Genomic DNA, 20434 nt, shown 5'->3' on the forward strand with positions numbered 1-20434 from the left:
CTTAGCGATCTTGCCAAGGCTTTCGCATGGCCCTAGATATTGTAAGCGAATACCCACTTTAAGAGTCGTTCCCCGTCGAGGGTCCTGACCAAGGGAGTAACCCATGACAAATGCTTCGATCTTCCGCCCGGTTGCGCCACCCCGCGTCATCGAGGATGCCTATTCGGCGGACCAGCACGCGCGCATGCTCGATCTGGTGCGCCGCAACGGTCCGTGGTCGCTGATTCTCGCGCAGCATTTCAAGTCGCCGGAAGAAGTGATCGCGACGACGTCCGGCTCCATCCCGCCAGGCTTCACGCCGACATGGGACATGTTCCTCTCGCCGGTCTTCCGCGGCTACTTCGGAACCGGGGCGACGCCGTTCTACCCCGAGATCGAGGACTGCTTCTACAACAGCAAGTTCCTCGCCCTCGTACGCGACTACTGGGGCGCGAAGTATGCCACGGCCGAGAACATGCTGTTCAACATCCAGGGACCGTGCTCCGGCGGTGGCAGTCCCCATGTCGACGCCACCCGCTTCCGCGGCGCATCGATGGGCAACACGCCGATCTGGCTGATGAACACCATGGTCAAGACCGGCCTGTTCGAGCGCTGGCGGGCCAAGAAGGCACAGGTCATCGCCTGGTACTACAAGGGCCGGACCGGCGGCGGCTTTACCTACTGGCCCGAAGGCCCGCGCGAGGCGCCACAGGTGATCGAAGCACCGATGTGGGGCCGGGCCGTGGTGGTCGAGAACGAGAAGATGTTCCACACCGCGCAGACCAACGGCCCTGCCGCGATGCGCCGGCCCGAGGGGCTTGCGATCAACTCGCTGATGGAAGCCGATCCCGAAGACCCCACCGGCTGGCAGATCACCACCGACGGCAAGGTCATCCAGAAGATCCCGGAAGAGGAATTCCGCTTCCTCATCCACTGGGGTGCCGACATCTACATGGACATGGCCGAGCTCAAGCGCGCGCTCGACCATACCGACGACCTGACGCACGAGATGATCTTCGACATCATCATCTCGGACCTGCGCAAGCGCGGCGAGGCGTTCCAGGTCCCCAACGATCCCCTGACGGATCCCGCGTTCATCGGCCTGCTGACGCGGGTCTATGACCCCGGCCAGCCGACGATCTTCCCGCCCGAACCCGAGGAACGGCAGGCGGCCTGACCGCGCTGCCCGAACGCCTGCTCAGCCGCCAAGCCCATGGAGAAACAGCTTGGCGGCACGGAGCGCGTGGGCGGAAAGGGCATCGCCTTGCGGCCCGCCACCTGCGGAAATCGCGCGGTTGCCCTGCATCGCCAGCACCACGCCCTGTCGTGCCAGCCAATCGGCGTCGGGGTGGCCGGCAAGGCGCGTGATCCATTCCGCCAGCGGGCCAACCCACGGCGCGCGGACCGTGTCATGCACGGTGCGGGCCAGCGCCGGTTCTCGCCGCGACGCCGAGATCGCCACGCGGTGCAGCGCGACCGATGCCGGGCCGGTCAGGTGCAAGGTAGCCTGTGCCAGATAGTCGGCCATGCTCCGAACATCGGCGCTCGCAGGCAGTTCGGGCGGACGGGCGGTCTCTGCCACTTGTGCGGCAAGGTGGCGCAGGACGGCATCGAACAGGCCGGCCTTGCTGGCGAAGTGGCGATAGAGCGTGCCGCGCCCGACTTTCGCCTCCGCCCCGATTTCGCCAAGGCTGGCAGCTTCGAAGCCCTCGCGCAGAAAGTGTTCGGCGGCAACTTCGAGCAGTCGGCGCAAGTGCGTTGGATGCTCGCGTCCGGGCGGGGCCTTTGCGGCTGCCTCGCTCGCGCGTTCGGGCACAGGGGTGCCGGGTGGCAGCGCCAGCACGCCATGCTCGAACAGCGCGGCAACCCTTGCCACGAGGACCTTGCGCCTCTCCGCTGGCGGCGGGGCAAAGCCCATCAGCAGCGCTGACCCTTCCACCGAGAGCGAGCCGAAATCGAGCGCATCGTCGATCGAGATGGCCCGCGCCAATCCCTTGGACCGGGCAATATCGGCCAGCGCCTCGCGCACAGGTTCCATCCGCGCCGCCTGTGCCGCCTGCAGTTCGGCGGCAAATGCCGGCAACCGCGTGCCCAATCCGGCCGCGAGCCATGAAGGGCTGAGCAGACCGCCGCCGCAAGCAGCATCGAGAATCGCCTCGGCCAGACCGGCGAGTTCCTCGGCAGCGGGCATGGCCGACGCGTGGCCCGAGCGCACAATCGCCTCGGCTCGGGCGGTGAAATGGTTGGCCATCTCCTCGAGCGAGGCGGTGAAGAGCGCCTGCTTGTCGGGGAAGTGGCGGTAGATCGTTTCCTTGCTGACCCCGCCCTTGCGGGCGATCGCATCGATGCTGACGCCGTCGAAGCCCTCCGCAACGAATTCGGCCCGCGCTACCTCGAGCAGATGCGCCACACGCGGCGGCATGCTTTGATCGGTCCGGTTGTGCAGGGCGGCGTCCATCGCCCGCCTATAGCACCTTGCCGCCCGCATGCATGCTCCCGGCCAGCTTGCATACACAGCTTGCCACATGCCGAACGGTCCGATACCGTTCGGAGCAGAATCGTTGATGGGAAGGATCGAACCGATGGCCGACATGCCTTATCTTGCGCGCGGCGTGATGCCGGTCGAAACGCCGTCGAGCGTGCTCGTCTCGTCTTCGAAGTACCTCAACAATCCGCGCCTGCGCGAATGGCTGGCGATGATCCTGCTGCGCCGCAACGGGCCGGACCTGCCGCCCCCGGCCGAGATGTACGAGTTCCTGCCGATCCTCGAGGAACTGCGCGATCATGCCGCGATCGAGGAGATGTTCACCGCCGAGCGCCGCATCAATCCCGAACTCGATGCCTGGCTGTCCGAGGGGTTCTACTCCACTTACACCATCGAGGACTTCGCGCAGTACGCCCCCGGATCGCTTGGCGGAATCTTCTATCGGTGGATCACCGAAGGAAACTACGAGATCCAGATCACGCCATGGCGCGAACCCAAGAGCCAGCTGGAGTTCTACAACCTGCGTTCCGGCCAGACGCACGATTTCGAACACATCCTGTGCGGCGGCGGGTTCAACTTCATGGGCGAGCTGGTGCCCTACTGGTACCGCCTGACCAACGTGTTCAAGCACATCCGCAACCCGGAACTGGCAGCCGAACTCAGCGTGATCCAGATCTTCGGCTCATTGCGCTACACCGTTCGCACCATGCTCCATTACCCGCAGGTCTGGGATACCTGCACCGACGCCATCCAGCGCGGGATGACGGTGGGCAAGGCGAGCGACGCGCTGTTCATGAAGAAGCTGGAGCCGTACTTCCACTTGCCGCTCGACGAAGCGCGCGCGGCGCTGGGCGTGCGCGGGGCGGTGGACGTGGATACCGATCTTGAAGGGGCGTTCTGGGCCGAGCGCGTGCCGCTTTCCGCACTGGAGCAACGGATCGCGGCGGAGTAACGCCTGGCGATGCCTGACCATCCCACGCAAGACGCGATGAAGCGCACGCTGCAGGCCTATGTCGACCTGATCAACGCGGGCGATGCCGCGGGCGTCACCGCGCTGTTCGCGCCCGATGCGGTGATCGAGGACCCCATCGGCTCGCCCCCGCGCAGCGGCGAGGCGATTGCCGCATGGTTCGCCGATACGGTCGCCTATCAGACCCGCATCACGCCGGTTGCGCCGCATCGCGGATCGCATGGCAACGAGGCACTGCTGGTCTTCGACGTGGAATTCGCCCCGCCGGGCGGGGAGAGGCTGCGGATTCGCTCGGCCGATGCCTGCCGGTTCGATGCAGCAGGGCGGATCACCAGCCTCAGGGCCTATTGGGGGCCTGACGACCTGGGACCTGCCGGGTGACGGCGCGCGGCGGTCATCCCGGCCCGTTCAGCTTCAACCACTTCTGCCGCTCGCTCTGGTACAGCCTGACCCCCGATCTGCCGGGAGCGATCAAGGCCTGTGCAAGGGCCGGGTTTGACCAGTTCGCGCCCGACTGCCTGTCGCTTGCGGCGTGGCAGGAGCAGGGCGGAACGCTGGCCGAACTCGCCCGCCTTCTGCGCGATGCCGGTTTGGCAACGGGACCGCTCGCCGCTTGCGCGATGATCGATGGCAGCGCCGCTGCGCTCGATCAGCTTGCGGGTGCGGCACGCATGGCCGAGGTGCTGGGCACGTCGATCCTGCAGATCAACGTGACCGGGCCGGATGCCGACCTGCGCGCGGCGGCGGTAGAGGCGGCGTGTGACATGCTTGGGGCATACGGCGAGTTCCGGCTGGCGCTCGAATACATGCCGATCAGCGGCCTCGCGACCTTGGCCGAGACGCTTGAGATCGTGGCACGGGTGGGCGAAGCGCGGGCTGGCGTGCTGGTAGACATCTGGCACCATGCGCACGATCCGGACGGATGGCAGACACTGGCCGGTGCGCCGTTGGGCGCCATCGCCTATGTCGAGATCGACGATGCTCTGCCCCCCGAGGGAGAGGATCTTCTGGCTGAGATGATGGACCGGAGAACCTTCCCCGGCGAAGGCGTGCTGGAGACGGCGCGGTTTGCCAAACTGCTGCGCGAGCGCGGCTACGACGGGCCGGTAAGCGTCGAAGTGCTCAACCGCAAGCTGGCGGCAGAGCCGATCGGCTGGTTCGCCACCCGCGCCATCGAGACATCGCGCAGCCTGTTTGCAGGCTGATCCGGTCAGTCGTCGTCGGAGACGACCGACGGCTTGGTGATCTTGGCCATGCGCGCGTTGTACTTGACCGTCTTCACCGCGATCGAGGTTTCGACGTGGTGGACGCCGTCGACGGCGAGGATGCGATCCGAGGCGAGTTCGACCAGAGCATCCAGATCGTCGATCAGGCACATCGCGGTGATGTTGAACTGGCCCATGGTGATCAGCACGGCATTGACGCTGGGAATATCGGAAATGACCTGGGCGATATCGCGCACGCGGTCCACTTCGGCCTGGACGTTGATGAAGGCAAGGCGGGCGCGCTGTTCGAGCTGGAAGCCGGTGATCGCCGTGAACGCGATCAAGCCTTCCTGCTGCAGGCGCTTGATGCGGCCGCGCACGGTGCCCTCGGTCACGCCGAGTTCGGCGGCGATACGGCGGTTGGAAACGCGGGCGTCACGCGCCAGCATGTCGACAAGCTGGGTGTCGAGGGCGTCAAGCTGCAGGTCTGCCACGGCGATCAGGCCCTCCCTTCGATCGGAGCGACGTCGAACTGGTACTTGATGATGTCGACGACGATGGCCGGGGTGAGCGTGCGGATACCATGGACGCCCGAGAGCTTGTCGAGCAGGAACTCGGACAGATCATCAAAATCGTGCAGCGCGACGAGCATGTCGATGTCATAGCCGCCGGTGACCATATGCGCGGCGACGACTTCGGGCAGCGCGGCCAATTCGTGGGCGACATCGGAAGCGGGACGGCCATCGACCGAAACCGAGATGCGCAGCAGCACGTTGAAGCCGTGGGCCGAAAAGTCCGACACCGCGACAACGCGCAGCTGGTTGGCGTCCTCCATGCGGCGGATGCGCGTGGAAACCGTGGTCGCCGTCAAACCGAGCTTCTCGGCAATCTGCTGATTGTTGGCCCGGCCATTCGCACGCAACTCGCGAATGATCGCGTGATCCGTCGCGTCGAAGTTGAAAACCTGGCTCATTCTACCTCGTACCATCTGGGCGTGGTTTACCGAACCTTGCCGATGTGCGCAGCGAAACCCCGGCAGTCAACCGCATTTCCGGCCTTATCCGCACCAAAGACGAGAGCATTGATGCCGAGTCACTGCGATTCCTGGCCCTTTCACGCCTGCCTTAATGAGAGACTCGTTGCTTTGCGCAGGCATATTCCATCATACCTACGAGGACAAAGACCTAGCACGCGTCGTTTTACGATGAATGCGCAGAACGGGAGAGTTTGAACCATGTTGGACAGGTTGGCGGGCCGTGCCGTGATCGTCGTCGGCGCAGGGACCGGAATTGGCGCTGCCACGGTGGCGCGGCTCTGTGCCGAAGGCGCGCGGGTCTGCGTCGCGGACGTGAATTTTTCCGCCGCCGAGGCCGTTGTCCGGCAGATGACCGAGGTCGGCCATGAGGCCCACGCGCTTGAGGTCGACATTACCAGCGAGGATGCGGTGAACGCCTGCTTTGCCGATGCGATCGCCCGGCTCGGCCACCTTGACGGCGCGCACATCAACGCAGCCGACCTGCGCACCATCTTTGCAGACAGCGATGCGCTGTCGCTCGATCTCGCCACGTTCGACCGGACGCTCGCCGTCAACCTGCGCGGTCACCTGCTCTGCACCCGCGCCGCCCTGCCGCACCTGCTGCAAAGCGAACACGGCGCGATCGTCTACACCAGTTCCGGTGCTTCCGTGGCGGGCGAGCCCGAGAGGCCGTCCTATGCGGCGTCGAAGAGCGGACTGAATGCGCTGATGCGCCATGTTGCCAGCAAGTGGGGCAAGCAGGGGCTGACTGCCAACTGCGTGGCGCCGGGCTTCGTGATGACGCCGGAAATGATCGCAGGGGGCGCGGTGCCGCCGGAGTGGATCGACTATTCCATCGCTCAAACCCGCAGCACCCGCCTCGGCAAGGTGGAGGACATCGCGGCGATGGTGGCCATGCTCCTGTCCGAGGACGGGCGCTGGATCAACGGGCAGGTCATCCACGTCAACGGCGGTGCGCTGCTGACCTGACTTGCCTTGTGGCTTTGGGCGCGGGGCTTATTCCAGTCCGGCAAAGTACTCCGCGATCTTGGCATCGGGCATGCCGATGCCGCGCAGGCAGAACCACGTGGCTTGGCGCACCAGCTCGTCGCCCTCGATGCCATAGGGGCGGGCCGCCGGGGGCAGTCCGCCGATGGCCGCGATCATCGTGCCGACGTGTTCGATGAACATCGCGGCTGCAGGAACGTCGAGCGCTTCGCCGGTCAGCCCGCCCTCGGCGCGGGCGGAGGCATAGGCCGCATCCATGCTGGCGGCATTGCGGCGCTGCGAGCGGCGGTAGATCAGGCTGGCATAGGAGCCATCGCCCGCAAGGCTGGCAAGGGTCATCCGGTGCGTGTCGTAGCGCTCGGGATCGCCCGCGTCGGCAACGCTGGCGGCGACGAACGTGTGGATCGCCTCGGCCAGGCCCAGCGTTCCCTCGGCATGGATGCCCTGCTCGCGCCAGCGCTCATCCTGTTCGAGGAACACCTGCCGCAGGACTGCTCGATAGAGCGCCAGCTTGCTGGGGAAATGGCGATAGACCAGTGCCTCGGAGATCTTCGCCTCGCGCGCGATCTGCAGCGTCTTGGCGCCATCGTAGCCGTGCTGGGAGAAGACCCGTCGCGCGGCAGAGACGATCTGGCTGCGACGCTCGGCGCCGGGAATGCGTGTTCTGGCCATGAACACTCACTTACTTTGGGCGAGCGTCGTGTCAACCGCGCCAATGGCCGAGAAGGCGCAGCGCCGACAGCACTGCACCCACTTACCAACGGTCGTCGGGTTCAGGGGCCGACTGGCAGCATCACCGGGGCGAAGGTGGAGAGCAGCGCCGCGTCGAGCACTTGCGCCTGCCCGGTTATGAACCCGGCGGCGGGGCTCGAAAGCCACAGCGCCACTTCGGCCACGTGCTGGGCACTGCCCATGCCGCGCAAGGGCACGCGAGGCAGGGACTGCGGATCGACCATGGCGACATCCGCCGCGCCGATCAGCGGGGTTTCGACGCCACCGGGGCAGATCGCGTTGATCCGCGCCCCGCGCGCGGCAAAGGCATCGACGCAGGACTTCACCAGTCCGACGATGCCATGCTTGGCCGCGCTGTAGGCAGGGTTGGCGGGATGGCCGATGACGCCCGCAGCCGACGCCGTGACGACCACCGCGCCGCCTTGCGCGATCACCGGCTGCACTGCCTTGATCCCGCCGAAGGTACCCTTGAGATTGATCGCCACGATCCTGTCGAAGAACGCCTCGTCCACGGTGTCGAGCCCTTCGGCGGCACCATAGAAACCGGCGTTGAGGAAGGCGACGTCAAGCCTTCCGGCCTGCGCCATTACCGCGTCGACCATGGCCTGGTTGCTGGCATAGCTGGCGACATCGACCTGCACCGCGCTGGCATTGCCGCCGATCTCGGCCGCAACCGCCTCGGCTCCGGCAAGGTTGAGGTCCGCGCAGAACACGCGCGCGCCTTCCTGCGCATAGCGGATCGCCGCTGCGCGCCCGATGCCCGATGCCGCACCGGTTACCAGCGCGACCTTGCCTGCGAATGTTCCGGCCATCCTCGTCTTCTCCTTATTGGCTGCGCAGTTCGGTCTTGAGCACCTTGCCGGCAGCATTGCGCGGCAGGTCTTCGACCATCACGAAACCGCGCGGCACCTTGTAATTGGCCATGTTATCGCGCGACCAGGCGATCAGCTCGGCCTCGGTGGCATTCGCGCCGGGGCGCAGCACGACATAGGCGCGGCCGACTTCGCCGAGCCGCTCGTCAGGCACGCCGACGACCGCCGCCATGCCTATCGCGGGGTGTTCAGCGAGCAGCTTCTCGACCTCGGCCGGATAGACGTTGAACCCGCCCGAGATGTAGAGGTCCTTCATCCGGTCGGTGATGCGGACATAGCCGCGCTCGTCCATCGTGCCGACATCGCCGGTGTGGAGCCAGCCATCGGCGTCGATGGTCTCGGCGGTCGCTTGCGGATTGTCGAGATAGCCGAGCATCACGCCCTGCCCGCGCACCTGCACTTCGCCGGTTTCGCCACGCGGCACTTCGTTGCCCTGCTCGTCGGCAATGCGCACCTCGTTGCCGGGGAAGGCCTTGCCGCAAGTGCGGGCGATAGTCTCCGCATCGTCACCCGGCACGCAAGTGGTGATGTTGACGCACTCGGTCATGCCGTATGCGGTGATCAGATCCACCATGCCGAGGTCGTTTCGGATGCGGTCGACCAGTGCGGGCGGCACGCTCGCCGCCCCGGTGGTGCCGCCGCGCAGCGACGAGCAGTCCCACTGGCGCTTGTCCAGTTCGGCCAGCAGCATCTGGAAGATCGTCGGCGGGCCGGGCATGAAGGTGATCCGCTCGCGCTCGATCAGGTCGATCGCCTGTGCCACGTCGAACTGCGGCATCGGCACGGCGACCGCGCCCGACAGGATGCAGGCGACCCAGCCGACCTTCATGCCGAAGGAATGGAAGAACGGGTTAGCGATCAGGTAGCGGTCGCCCTCGCGCAGGCCGGTGTTCTGGCACCAGATCGCCGCTTGCGGCAGGACGCGACCATAGGTCATCAGCACGCCCTTGGGGCTGCCGGTAGTGCCGCTGGTGAAGAGGATGTCCGAGACGGTATCGGCGTCGATCCCCGCCAGCGCGGCGTCAACCGCCGGATCCTCCGCGCCCTTGCCGCCTTGCGCCAGATCGCCTTCGAGCAGCAGCGCCGCTTCGAGCGCGGGCAGGTCCTCGTCCGCGATCAGGGCGCGGTAGTCGATGCCGAGGAAGCCCTCGACCGTGAACAGCAGCTTGGCGTTCGTGCGCCGCAGGATGTCCCCCGCCTCGCGCCCCTTCAACCGCGTGTTGAGCGTGACCACTGCCGCGCCGCAGGTCATCACGGCAATCGCGGCGACGATCCATTCGCGGGAGTTGGGCGCCCAGATCGCCACGCGGTCCCCCGCGCCCACGCCCCGCGCCAACAGGGCCGAGGCCGCGGCGCGGCTGCGCTGCCACAGCTCGGCGAAGGACCAGACCTCGCCGTTCTCCAGCACCGCCGGAGCATCGGGCCAGGTCCTTGCCGCAGCTTGCGCAGCGTGGGGAATAGTGGGCGGAAGCGGATCGAGCATCGTGCCTCAGGCCACTTCGAACAGACCGGCAGCACCCATGCCGCCCGCCACGCACATCGAGACAACAACGTACTTCACGCCGCGCCGCTTGCCCTCGATCAGGGCATGGCCGACCAGACGCGATCCGGTCATGCCGAAGGGATGCCCGATGGCGATGCCGCCGCCGTTGACGTTGAGCTTCTCGGGATCGATCTCCAGCTTCTTCTGGCAATAGACGGCCTGCGAAGCGAACGCCTCGTTGATTTCGAACAGGCCGATGTCCTCGATCTTGAGGCCCGCCCGGTCGAGCAGCTTGGGGATGGCGAAGACCGGGCCGATGCCCATCTCTTCAGCCCCGCAGCCTGCCACCTGGAAGCCGCGATAGATGCCCAGCACCGGGCGGCCTTCGGCCCTGGCGGTAGCGAGGTCCATCAGCACTTGCGCCGATGCGCCGTCGGAAAGCTGGCTGGCGTTGCCTGCCGTCACATGCTTGCCCTCGGCAATCACCTGCCCGTTCTTGAACACCGGCTTGAGGCCCGCCAGCGCCTCGTATGTCGTGCCAGCGCGCACGCCTTCGTCCTTGGCGAGGGTGACTTCTTCCTTGCCGGTCTCGTTGCCTTCCTTGTCGAACAGCGCCTTGGTGACGGTGATCGGCACGATCTCGTCGTCGAACTTGCCCGCTTCCTGCGCTGCTGACGCGCGCTGCTGCGACAGGGCGGCAAAGCGGTCCTGCTCCTCGCGGCTCACGCCATAGCGTTCGGCGACGATTTCGGCGGTTTCGATCATCACCATGTAGGCGTGCGGGTCCGCCGCCTTGATGAATTCCGAACGGTTGCGGAAGGCCGGGGCGTGCTTGTTGATGGTCAGCGAGATGCTTTCCATGCCGCCCGCCACGGCAACGTCGATCTCGTTGCACATGATCCCGCGCGCGGCGAGCGCGATGGCGTTGAGGCCGGACGAGCACTTGCGGTCGAGCGTGAAGCCGCCGGTCGTATCGGGCAGGACCGAACCGTGCACGGTCAGGCGCCCCAGGTTGTAGCTCTGCGTGTTCCAGTGGTTGCCAACGCCGAGGTAGACGTCGTCCACCCGCGCCGGATCGATGCCAGCGCGCGCGATGGCGGCATTGACCACGTGGCTGGAGAGCACCGGAGCCTCGGTGTCGTTGAAGGCTCCGCGATAGGCTTTGCCCACGCCGGTGCGGGCGGTCGAAACGATGGCGGCTTCACGCATGTATATGTCCCCTTCAGCCGAAACCGTGCATGTTGGAAGGCCCGAAATAGGCCCGCATCTCGACGACCTTGCCGTCGTCGTTGAACTTGAAGGTGTCGATCACCTCGACCCGATGGTCCTTGCCTTCCCAGTGGAGGTGGACCGTGAAGGCGAACGCCGCATAAGGACCGCACAGTCGGATCGCGCCATCGAGTGCGAGCTTCGCGCCGGTCTGCATCGAGGCGGTGTAGAATTCGAGGATCGCGGCCTGCCCGACCTTCGGCTCCGTGCCCACCGGGTCCTCGACCGTAGCATCCGCCGCGAACAGCGCGGCGACCCGCTCGGGCGCACCGGCGTCGAATGCGGCGACATATTCGTGGACGGCAGCTTCCATCACCTTGGGATCGGGCATCGCATTCACTCCGGAAAATAGCGGCTGATGGTATCGAGCACGCAGGCGGGCTTCTCCTGTCCCTCGATCTCGACGGTGACGCGCACGACCGACTGGATCGCGCCCTTCACTTCCTCGACCGAAACCACCTCGCCCACGCCACGAATGCGGCTGCCGACCTTGACCGGCGACAGAAAGCGCAGGCGATCGGCGCCGACGTTGACCGCATGGGCAAAGCCGCGCACCTCGATCAGCTGGGGCAGGAAGTAATTCACGAGGCTCATCGTCAGGTAGCCGTGGACGATGGTGCCGCCGAACGGCCCGTCCTTGGCGCGCTCGACGTCGACATGGATCCACTGGTGATCGCCGGTCACGTCGGCAAAGCCGTTGACGCGGTCCTGATCGACCAGCAGCCACTCGGTCGGCGGCAATTGCGTGCCTTCCTTGCCGAGCAGGTCGGCGGGCTTTTCGAACACCACCGCCACGATCAGGCCCTCTGGCTGGAGACCGGGACGATCTCGCCGGTCATGTAGGAGGACAGGTCCGAGGCGAGGAACAGCATGACGTTGGCCACTTCCCACACTTCGGCGGGGCGGCCATAGGCCTCGGTCTTGACCAGTTCGGCAAGGCGCTCCTCGGTCGTCACCTTGGCGAGGAAGGGGTGCATGGCAAGGCTCGGCGCGACGGCATTGATGCGCACGCCATGGTCCGCCGCTTCGAGCGCGGAACAGCGGGTGAAGGCCATGACGCCTGCCTTGGCCGCGGCATAGTGCGCCTGGCCCTTCTGCGCGCGCCAGCCCAGCACCGAGGCATTGTTCACCATCACGCCCGACTTGTTGGCATACATCGAGGGCAGGAACGCCCGCGTCATGCGAAACAGGCTGGTCAGCGTCACATCGAGCACGCGACTCCACTGCTCGTCGGTCATGTCGACGACATCGACCTCGCCGCCAAGGCCGGCGTTGTTGATCAGCACGTCGACCTTGCCGAGCTTCTCAAGCGCCGCATCGCGCAAGTCCTGCACTTGCGCCTCGCTGGTCACATCGCAGACCTGCGTGACCGGACGCTCGCAGCCGACTTCCGCCGCGATGCGATCCGCCGCCTCGCCTAGGCGCCGTTCGTGGAAGTCGCTGATCAGCAGACGCGCGCCCTCTTCGGCGGCGCGCTTGGCCACGGCAAAGCCGATGCCGGTGCCGGCAGCTGCAGTGACCACGACGGTCTTGCCCTTGAGCATGCCCAGCGGCGTGGGATAGGGAGGAACGGGAACGCTCATGCTTGGCCTCTCGGTTCGCGCGGCAATCCCAGACCGCGCTCGGCGATCAGGTTGCGCTGGATCTGGTTGGTGCCGCCGTAGATCGTGTCCGAGCGGCTGAAGAGAAACAGGTTGGGCAGGGTCGGCCAGGAGTAGTGGTCACCGGGCGCGACTTCCGCCGCCTGCCCCAGCACCTCCATGCCCAGTTCGCCAAGGTTGCGCCGCCAGGTTGCCCACTGGATCTTGTAGGTCAGCGCCGCGCCGTCGATGGCGGCAAGATCGGTGCCCGAAAGCATCCGCAGCGCGCCGTAGCGCATCAGCCTGAGGCCGATCTCGGCCCGCGCGATCTTCTGGCGCACGACCGGATCGGCGGCCTTGCCATTGGCCTTGGCGGCATCGATTACCGCGTCGAGCTCGTTGCGGAACTGCATCTGCTGGCCGAGCGTGGAAACCCCGCGCTCGAACGCCAGCAGCGCCATGGCCACCTTCCAGCCCTCGCCCGCCGCGCCGAGCATGGCATCGGCGGCACAACGCGCGTCGGTGAGGAAGGTCTCGTTGAATTCGGCCTCGCCGTTGATCTGGCGGATCGGGCGGACCTCGATGCCGGGCTGGTCCATGTCCATCAGCAGGAACGACAGGCCCTTCGGCCCCGCCGAACCTTCCTCGCTGCGCGCGACGACGAAGATCATGTCGGAATAGTGGGCAAGGCTGGTCCAGACCTTCTGGCCATTGACCACCCACTGCCCATCTTCCAGACGCGCCTTGGTCTTGACGTTGGCAAGGTCGGACCCGGCATTGGGTTCGGAATAGCCCTGGCACCAGATCTGCCGCCCTGCGGCGATTTCGGGCAGATAGCGCGCCTTCTGCTCCTCGGACCCGAAGGCGAGGATCGTCGGTCCGGCCAGTTCGACGCCGATGTGGTTGATGCGGTTGGGAGCGCCCGCCCGCGCATATTCCTCGGCGAAGATCACCTGCTGGGCGATGGTCGCATCGCGCCCGCCCCATTCGCGCGGCCACCCGATGCAGCTCCAGCCCGCTTGCCCGAGGCGCTGCTCCCACTCCTTGCGGCGCGGGATTGCGTCACACAGGTTGGGGATGCCGCGAATGTCGGCGAAGTCCCCGGTCATTTCCGCCTGCAGCCACGCCGCGCACTCGGCGCGGAAGGCTTCGTCGGCGGGGGAAAAGCCCAGCTTCATGCAGCCGCCCCGAGAACTGCCGAGGCGACCTGTTCGCGATGCCACTGGCCATCGCCGAGCAACGTCTGGATCGAACGCGCGCGCTTGAAGAACAGGTGCGCGTCATGCTCCCACGTAAAGCCGATGCCGCCGTGCAGCTGGATCATGTTGCCCGCGCACATGAAATAGGTGTCGGCGCAAAACGCCTTGGCCGAATGCAGCGCGACTTGCGCCTCGTCCGAACCCTCGTCCACCGCGCAGGCCGCCCAATAGACCGCCGAGCGCGCCTGCTCGATCTCGATCATCATGTCGGCAAGGCGGTGCTTGTAGGCCTGGAACGAGCCGATCTGCCGCCCGAACTGCACGCGCTCCTTGGAGTAGGCGACGGTGCGATCAAGCGTCGCCTGAGCCCCGCCCAGCGCCTCGGCGGCAAGGCAGATCCACCCGGCGGCCAGAGCCCCGGCAATCGCCGCGTCGCCATCGGCCAGCTGCTCGCCCTGCGCGCCATCGAGCGTCGCGGTGGCGAAGGGCCGGGTCTGGTCCATCGTCACGTGCGCCTCAACGCTCACGCCCGCGCCCTTGAGGTCGACGATCCACGCATCGCTGCCCGAATGGACCAGCAGCAGGTCCGCCGAAGCACCGTGCGGCAGGAACGGGAATGTGCCGGAAATCCGGCCATCGGCAACGCTCAGCTTGGGCGCCCATGCCGCCGTCGCGATCAGTTCGCCCGCGGCGAGACGCGGCAGCCATTCGGCCTTCTGCGCCTCGGACCCGCCGCGCGCGATCGCCTGGCCGATCATCACATGGCCCAGCAGCGGCAGCGCCGCAACTTGCGCCCCAGCGGCTTCGGCGACCAGCGCCATCTCGACCATGCCGAGCCCTGCGCCGCCATGCTCTTCGGGCAAGCCGATCCCGGCGAGGCCCAGTTCATTCGCGAACGAGGACCACAGCTCGCGGTCGATCCCGTCAGCCGCCATGGCCTTGCGCGTGCGCTCGCTCGTCGCGTTCTCGGCAAAGAAGCCGCGCACGGTCTCGGCGATCATCGCCTGTTCGTCGGTGAAGGCAAATTCCATTGTCTCTAACTCCGTACAGGCCTTCAGGCCGTGCCCCACACCTTGCGCGGCGGCACGCGCGCTTCGATCAGCTTGTCGACCACTTCGCCTACTTGCGCCGGCTCCCAGCGTGCCTGCTGGTCGACGAACGGGCCTTCGCGCCAGCCGTCTTCCAGCATGATCTTGCCGCCTTCGAGTTCGAAGACGCAGCCGGTCACGTGCGCGCTCTGCGCACTACCCAGCCACACGACCGTCGGCGCGACATTGGCCGGGTCCATCACATCGAACCCTTCCTCCACCGCCTTCATCTTCTCGGCAAAGGCACCTTCGGTCATGCGGGTGCGGGCCGAAGGAGCGAGCGCGTTGGCGGTGATGCCATAGCGGCCAAGCTCGGCCGCCTGGACCAGCGTGAGCGAGGCAATGCCGCCCTTGGCGGTCGAATAGGCGGCCTGTGCGATCGAGCCCTGAAGGCCTGCGCCGCTCGAGGTGTTGATGATCCGCGCATCAGGATCGCGCCCGTCCTTCTGCTTGGCGCGCCAGTAGTTCACCGCATGGCGCGCGATGCAGAAGTGGCCACGCAGATGGACGTGCATCGTGGCATCCCATTCCTCGACCGTGGCCGAGACGAACATGCGATCACGCACGATACCGGCGTTGTTCACCACCACATGCAGGTCACCAAAAGCCTCGATCGCGGCATCGACGATGCGCTTGGCCGCGTCCCAGTCGGTGATGTCCTCGTAGTTGGCGATGGCCTTGCCGCCCGCCGCCTTGATCTCGGCGACGACCGCGTCAGCCGCGCTGGTATCGCGCCCTTCGCCACCCAGCGAGGTGCCGATGTCGTTGACCACCACGTTTGCGCCTTCCGCGCCGAAGGCCAGCGCATAGGCGCGGCCGAGGCCACCGGCGGCTCCGGTGATGATGACAGTGCGATTTTCGCAGATGCCCACTTGTATCTCCTGTGAAGTTCTTCAGCCGACCGGCAGCAGCAGGTGCTGCGAAAGGTCGCCGATGTAATCGAGCATGGAATAGTCGCGCGTGGCGAAGCGCCAGATGCCGGCAACGCGCTCAAACGTGTCGTGATAGCGCCCCGAAGCGATGGCCTGCAGCGGCAGCTCCGGCGTCTGCTGGAACACGGTATAGACCGAGCGGCAGCTTGCCGTACCCGCCGTCTCGTCGATCTCGACAATCGGGTTGGTGATGACGTGCCGCGTGCGCGGCGTGCCGCAAGGGTGGATGCGCACGAAGGCGCGCCACTGTTCGAGCATGGGTGCCGCGCCCTCGACCACCTTGCCACCGCCGAGGGTCACGCGCGCATGTTCGAACAGCGCGGCGACCTCCTCGAGATGGCCTGCATCCATCAGTTCCGCGTAACGGTAGAGCAGGTTGGTGATGGCAGTGGCGGACCCCATGATGGTCAGAGCCGCTCGATGATCGTGACGTTGGCCTGCCCGCCGCCTTCGCACATCGTCTGCAGGCCATAGCGGCCACCGGTGCGCTCCAGCGAATTGAGCAGCGTCGTCATCAGCTTGGCCCCGGTCGATCCGATCGGATGGCCGAGCGCGATGGCACCACCCTGAACGTTGACCTTCTCGTGCGGGATATCCAGCTCCTTCATCCACGCCATCGGCACGGAGGCGAAGGCCTCGTTGCATTCGAACAGGTCGATGTCGGAGAGCTTCATGCCCGACTTCTGCATGGCATAGCGCGTGGCGTTGATCGGCCCGGTCAGCATCCACACCGGATTGTCGGCGCGGACCGACATATGGTGGATGCGCGCGCGCGGCTTGAGGTTGTGCTCCTTGAGCGCCCGCTCGCTGACAATCAGCAGCGCGGCGGCGCAATCGGAGTTCTGGCTGGCGTTGCCTGCCGTGATCCGCCCGCCTTCGCGCACGGGGTTGAGCGAGGCGAGGCCTTCGAGCGTCGTACCCGGACGGATCGTCTCGTCGCGGTCGAGCCCTTCGAGCGGCACGATCTCGTTCTTGAACCAGCCCTGCTCGGTGGCATGCTGCGCGCGGCGGTGGCTTTCATAGGCGAATGCGTCCATTTCCTCGCGGGTGATGGCCCACTTTTCGGCAATCATCTCGGCCGAGCGGATCTGGTTGACTTCCTCGTCGCCATAACGCGCGTCCCAGCCCTTGGCGCCAAGGAACGGGCTTTCGAAGCCATAGGCCGCGCCTGCCGTCATTGCCGCCATGATCGGAATGCGGTTCATCGCCTGACTGCCACCGGCAACGACGATGTCCTGCGTGCCGCTCATCACGCCCTGCGCGGCGAAGTGGACCGCCTGCTGGGCCGAACCACACTGGCGGTCGATGGTCACGCCGGGCACGTCCTCGGCGAGGCCCGCGACCAGCCATGCGGTGCGGCCGATGTCGCCCGCCTGCCCGCCGATGGTCTCGGTGCAGCCCCAGACCACGTCCTCGACCAGCGCCGGGTCGAAGTCGTGCCGCGCCATCAGCTCGCGGATCGGGTGCGCGGCAAGGTCTGCCGGATGGATGTGAGCCAGACTGCCCTTCTTGCGCCCGACAGGCGCGCGCACGGCATCGACGATATAGGCTTCAGGCATGTTCGTTCTCGCGGGCAAAAGTCTGATCGGCGCCAAGTGGCTGGGTGAAGATGCGCGTGGCGATGCGGCTGCGGTGGAACGCGGGCGTGCCCCACGCCGCCTTCAGCGCCAGCGCGCGCTTGAGGAACAGGTGGACGTCCACTTCCCACGAATAACCCATCGCGCCATGGACCTGGATCGAAGCCCGTGCCGCCTTCTCGGCAGCTTCCAGCGCGACGATCTTGGCCTCGGACACGCGGGCGCGGGAATGCACGTCGGCATGGCCGATCTCGGCAGCAGCGGCGAGCACCACAGGCCGGGCGAACTCAATCGCGGTCTGCGCGCTGGCAAGGTGGTGCTTGACCGCCTGATAGGAGCCGATCGGCTTGCCGAACTGCATGCGGTCCTTGGCATAGGCGACGGCAAGGTCCACAGCCCGCTGTGCGAGGCCCAGCCCTTGCGCCGCCGCGAACAGCGATGCACGGTCCAGCGCCAGCGTCCAGTCGGCAGGGCCGAGGTCTTCGGCCTTGCTTGCGTCCCATTCGATGCGGAACAGGCGGCGGAACGGGTCGATGGTTTCGGCAGGCGTCAGCGTCACCTGATCCGGCGTCACCAGATAGGCCCGCCCATCCTTCTCGATGAGGATAGCCGCCGCAACGTCGGCATTGGCGACGACCGGATTGATTGCCGGAGCCACCGCGATGATCGCGGCAGGATCGGCGAGCACCGGATGATCAGGTGCAAGGCTGGCCAGCAACGGCGCGCCAACGCCCGCGCTCTCGGCCAGCGGCTCGGGAAGTGCGACATAGCCAGCCTCAATCGCGATAAGCGCCAGGTCCAGCTCGGTCAGCCCCATGCCGCCCGCCGCTTCGGGCAGGAGCAGCAGGGTGAAGCCGTTCTCGACGATCTGCGCCCAGCGCGCAGCGTCGAAGCCCGCGCCCTGTTCCATCATCTTGTGCCAGTGATCCGGCGTGCAGGTATCGCCCAGCAGCGTCCGCGCCGTCTCGGCAAACATCAGCTGTTCGTCGTTGAGGGTGAAGTCCATGTGCCCGTCCCTCCTCAGCGCGGCAGGCCGAGCATGCGCTCGGCAATGATGTTGCGCTGGATCTCGTTCGACCCGGCGTAGATTGGCCCGGCCAGCGAGAAGATGTAATCGTCCAGCCACTCGTGCTCGCCGGTCGGCGGCAACAGTTCGGCCTCGGCCCCGAGGATCGCCAGCGCGGTCTCGTGCAGATGAATGTCCATCTCCGACCAGAAGATCTTGTTGGTCGAAGCCTCCGGCCCGATCTTGGCACCCGCCATCAGCCGCGATGCGGTCTGGTAGATGTTGAGCGCATAGGCCTCGGCATTCATGTGCGCGCGCACCACGTCGGCCTCAAGCGCCGGATCGCATGTGCCCTTGCGGCTCTGCCACAGCGCCGCGAGAGCAGCAGCGGCTTCCTGAAAGCGCGCCGGGCTGCGCAGCATCAGGCCGCGCTCGAACCCGGCGGTCGCCATGCAGATGTGCCAGCCCTGTCCCTCGTCGCCGAGGCGGTTGAAAGCAGGCACGCGCACGTTGTCGAGGAAGATCTCGGCAAAGCCCACGTGTCCGTTGATCTTGCGGATCGGGTTGCGGGTTACGCCTTCCTGATCGAGCCGGAAGAAGATCAGGCTCATGCCCTTGTGCCGTTCGCTGCCCGGTTCGCGGAACAGGCCGAAAGCCCAGTCGGCAAAGGCGGCGCGGCTCGACCAGATCTTGTGGCCATTGAGCACGTATTCGTCGCCCTCGCGGAGGGCAGTCGCGCGCACCCCGGCAAGGTCGGACCCTGCCTGCGGTTCGGACCATGCCTGCGCCCAGATTTCCTCGCCGCTCGCCATCGGCGGCAGGAAGCGCTGCTTCTGTTCGTGCGTGCCGAACTCCATCAGCGTGGGGCCGAGCAGGAAGATGCCGTTCTGGTTGACGCGGCCCGGAGCCCCGGCGCGGTAATACTCTTCCTCGAAGATCAGCCACTGGATCAGGTCGAGCCCGCGCCCACCATATTCCTTGGGCCAGGTCACCATGCCCCAGTCGCCGCTCTTCAGCGTCGCTTCCCACTGGCGGTGCGCCTCGAAACCCTCGCGCGTCGCGTCATAGTGCTCGAGCGGCGCCTTGGGCACGTGCGCTTCCAGCCACGTGCGGACTTCGGCGCGGAATGCCTGCTGTTCGGGAGTGTACGTCAGATTCATCGGTTCAAATGTCCTTCGTCACCCCCGCGCAGGCGGGGGTCCAGTCGAGGTTGCGCGCTGGATTCCCGCCTTCGCGGGAATGACGATGTGGGTGGTGGGAAGACATCAGAACTTCGCTGCCTTGCCGGTCTCCACGAAAGCATCGCGCGCGCGCTGGCTGTCTTCGTGCATGTACATTTCCAGCGTGAAGCCCTGCTCCCAGCGGTAGCCACGATCGACGTCGCGCGCCTCGAGGCCGTTCAGAGCCTCCTTGGCGATGACCAGCGCCTTGCGGCTCTTGGATGCGATCACGCTGCAGAAGGCGTGGGCTTCGGCCACCAGATCGGCGCGCGGCACCACCTTTTCGACAGCGCCCAGACGATAGGCTTCCTGCGCCGGGATATTGCCGCCGGTGAAGAAGGCCGCGCGGACCTTGTGCAGCGGCAGCATGCGCGACATGTGGCTCGCCCCGCCCATCGCGCCGCGATCGACCTCGGGCAGCGAGAAGAACGCATCATCGGCCGCGATGATCACATCGCTCGCCCCGCAGATGCCGATGCCGCCGCCGATCACGAACTTGTGCGCGGCGACGACCACCGGAATTTCCGCCTCGTGGATCGCCTTGAAGGTAAGGAAATTGCCACGGTTGAGCAAGGTGATGCGTTCGGGATGCGCCTGCATCTCCTTGATGTCCACCCCGCCGCAGAACCCGCGCGACTCTTCCGCCGCGCGGATCAGCACCACGTTCGCCTCGGGGTCAGCAGCCGCCTTCTTGACGATGGCGGGTAGCGACATCCACGTCTCGCTGTCGAACGCGTTGACCGGCGGCACGTCGAACACGATCTCGGCGATGCGGTCCTTGACGGTAAGCGTGATCGGCATGGGGTGTCCCTCG

General features: G+C 66.3%; 23 protein-coding genes. 5 read left to right on the top strand and 18 right to left on the bottom strand.

Annotated elements, in window-relative coordinates:
• Positions 1-103 precede the first annotated feature (103 nt).
• Entirely contained in the window at positions 104-1156 is a 1053-nt protein-coding gene (locus tag I2488_RS01810; protein WP_196274090.1) for a hypothetical protein, read from the top strand.
• Between the two features lie 21 nt (positions 1157-1177).
• On the opposite strand, the gene I2488_RS01815 is transcribed toward I2488_RS01810, so the two are convergent.
• Positions 1178-2401, bottom strand: a complete 1224-nt coding sequence (locus tag I2488_RS01815; RefSeq protein ID WP_246465413.1) for a TetR/AcrR family transcriptional regulator — start codon at positions 2399-2401, stop codon at positions 1178-1180.
• A gap of 160 nt (positions 2402-2561) precedes the next feature.
• Here I2488_RS01815 and I2488_RS01820 point away from each other — a divergent pair, with 160 nt between their 5' ends.
• Genes I2488_RS01820 through I2488_RS01830 form a run of 3 tightly spaced genes read left to right on the top strand, consistent with a single transcriptional unit; the run spans position 2562 to position 4639 of the window.
• Positions 2562-3416, top strand: coding sequence for a hypothetical protein (locus tag I2488_RS01820; protein ID WP_196274092.1), 855 nt, complete (start codon positions 2562-2564; stop codon positions 3414-3416).
• Positions 3417-3425: 9 nt separating this feature from the next.
• Positions 3426-3815 (top strand): steroid Delta-isomerase, encoded by a 390-nt coding sequence (locus I2488_RS01825; protein ID WP_196274093.1) that lies wholly within the window; start codon positions 3426-3428, stop codon positions 3813-3815.
• Complete coding sequence (locus I2488_RS01830) at positions 3812-4639, top strand: TIM barrel protein (protein WP_196274094.1); 828 nt, start codon at positions 3812-3814, stop codon at positions 4637-4639. The genes I2488_RS01825 and I2488_RS01830 overlap by 4 nt, the downstream gene beginning before the upstream one ends.
• A 5-nt stretch (positions 4640-4644) precedes the next feature.
• On the opposite strand, the gene I2488_RS01835 is transcribed toward I2488_RS01830, so the two are convergent.
• On the bottom strand, positions 4645-5133 hold the full coding sequence (locus I2488_RS01835) for an AsnC family transcriptional regulator (protein WP_196274095.1): 489 nt from the start codon (positions 5131-5133) through the stop codon (positions 4645-4647).
• Between the two features lie 5 nt (positions 5134-5138).
• Positions 5139-5612, bottom strand: a complete 474-nt coding sequence (locus I2488_RS01840; RefSeq protein ID WP_196274096.1) for an Lrp/AsnC family transcriptional regulator — start codon at positions 5610-5612, stop codon at positions 5139-5141.
• A gap of 261 nt (positions 5613-5873) precedes the next feature.
• Between I2488_RS01840 and I2488_RS01845 the strand changes: the two genes are divergently transcribed.
• Positions 5874-6644, top strand: coding sequence for an SDR family NAD(P)-dependent oxidoreductase (locus tag I2488_RS01845; protein WP_196274097.1), 771 nt, complete (start codon positions 5874-5876; stop codon positions 6642-6644).
• Positions 6645-6671: 27 nt separating this feature from the next.
• Here the strand turns inward: I2488_RS01845 and I2488_RS01850 are convergent, their stop codons facing one another.
• From I2488_RS01850 to I2488_RS01920, 15 genes are all read right to left on the bottom strand, one after another.
• A complete protein-coding gene (locus I2488_RS01850; RefSeq protein ID WP_196274098.1) occupies positions 6672-7334 on the bottom strand; it encodes a TetR/AcrR family transcriptional regulator in 663 nt (220 codons plus the stop codon).
• A 101-nt stretch (positions 7335-7435) separates the two neighbouring features.
• The gene (locus tag I2488_RS01855) at positions 7436-8206 is read right to left on the bottom strand and encodes an SDR family NAD(P)-dependent oxidoreductase (protein WP_196274099.1); all 771 of its coding nucleotides are present in this window, start codon (positions 8204-8206) and stop codon (positions 7436-7438) included.
• Positions 8207-8219: 13 nt separating this feature from the next.
• The gene (locus tag I2488_RS01860; RefSeq protein ID WP_196274100.1) at positions 8220-9749 is read right to left on the bottom strand and encodes a FadD3 family acyl-CoA ligase; all 1530 of its coding nucleotides are present in this window, start codon (positions 9747-9749) and stop codon (positions 8220-8222) included.
• Between the two features lie 6 nt (positions 9750-9755).
• Positions 9756-10958 (bottom strand): thiolase family protein, encoded by a 1203-nt coding sequence (locus I2488_RS01865; RefSeq protein WP_196274101.1) that lies wholly within the window; start codon positions 10956-10958, stop codon positions 9756-9758.
• A gap of 13 nt (positions 10959-10971) precedes the next feature.
• Positions 10972-11349, bottom strand: coding sequence for a steroid Delta-isomerase (locus I2488_RS01870; protein ID WP_196274102.1), 378 nt, complete (start codon positions 11347-11349; stop codon positions 10972-10974).
• A 5-nt stretch (positions 11350-11354) separates the two neighbouring features.
• The gene (locus tag I2488_RS01875; RefSeq protein WP_343070967.1) at positions 11355-11816 is read right to left on the bottom strand and encodes a MaoC family dehydratase; all 462 of its coding nucleotides are present in this window, start codon (positions 11814-11816) and stop codon (positions 11355-11357) included.
• Positions 11816-12601 carry an SDR family oxidoreductase gene (locus tag I2488_RS01880; RefSeq protein WP_196274104.1) on the bottom strand — a complete coding sequence of 262 codons (786 nt, stop codon included), beginning with the start codon at positions 12599-12601 and terminating at the stop codon, positions 11816-11818. Before I2488_RS01880 ends, I2488_RS01875 begins: the two co-directional genes overlap by 1 nt.
• Positions 12598-13776 carry an acyl-CoA dehydrogenase family protein gene (locus I2488_RS01885; RefSeq protein ID WP_196274105.1) on the bottom strand — a complete coding sequence of 393 codons (1179 nt, stop codon included), beginning with the start codon at positions 13774-13776 and terminating at the stop codon, positions 12598-12600. Before I2488_RS01885 ends, I2488_RS01880 begins: the two co-directional genes overlap by 4 nt.
• The gene (locus I2488_RS01890) at positions 13773-14828 is read right to left on the bottom strand and encodes an acyl-CoA dehydrogenase family protein (RefSeq protein ID WP_196274106.1); all 1056 of its coding nucleotides are present in this window, start codon (positions 14826-14828) and stop codon (positions 13773-13775) included. The genes I2488_RS01885 and I2488_RS01890 overlap by 4 nt, the downstream gene beginning before the upstream one ends.
• Before the next feature lie 23 nt (positions 14829-14851).
• On the bottom strand, positions 14852-15757 hold the full coding sequence (locus I2488_RS01895; RefSeq protein WP_196274107.1) for an SDR family oxidoreductase: 906 nt from the start codon (positions 15755-15757) through the stop codon (positions 14852-14854).
• Positions 15758-15778: 21 nt separating this feature from the next.
• Complete coding sequence (locus I2488_RS01900) at positions 15779-16219, bottom strand: nuclear transport factor 2 family protein (protein WP_196274108.1); 441 nt, start codon at positions 16217-16219, stop codon at positions 15779-15781.
• Positions 16220-16224: 5 nt separating this feature from the next.
• Positions 16225-17376 carry an acetyl-CoA C-acetyltransferase gene (locus tag I2488_RS01905; RefSeq protein WP_196274109.1) on the bottom strand — a complete coding sequence of 384 codons (1152 nt, stop codon included), beginning with the start codon at positions 17374-17376 and terminating at the stop codon, positions 16225-16227.
• Positions 17369-18400, bottom strand: a complete 1032-nt coding sequence (locus I2488_RS01910) for an acyl-CoA dehydrogenase family protein (RefSeq protein ID WP_196274110.1) — start codon at positions 18398-18400, stop codon at positions 17369-17371. The genes I2488_RS01905 and I2488_RS01910 overlap by 8 nt, the downstream gene beginning before the upstream one ends.
• A 14-nt stretch (positions 18401-18414) precedes the next feature.
• Positions 18415-19560 carry an acyl-CoA dehydrogenase gene (locus I2488_RS01915; RefSeq protein ID WP_196274111.1) on the bottom strand — a complete coding sequence of 382 codons (1146 nt, stop codon included), beginning with the start codon at positions 19558-19560 and terminating at the stop codon, positions 18415-18417.
• Between the two features lie 105 nt (positions 19561-19665).
• Positions 19666-20421, bottom strand: a complete 756-nt coding sequence (locus I2488_RS01920; protein WP_196274112.1) for an enoyl-CoA hydratase family protein — start codon at positions 20419-20421, stop codon at positions 19666-19668.
• Between the last annotated feature and the right edge of the window lie 13 nt (positions 20422-20434).

Origin of the sequence: Novosphingobium jiangmenense, assembly GCF_015694345.1 — a bacterium.
Classification (GTDB): Bacteria; Pseudomonadota; Alphaproteobacteria; order Sphingomonadales; family Sphingomonadaceae; genus Novosphingobium; species Novosphingobium jiangmenense.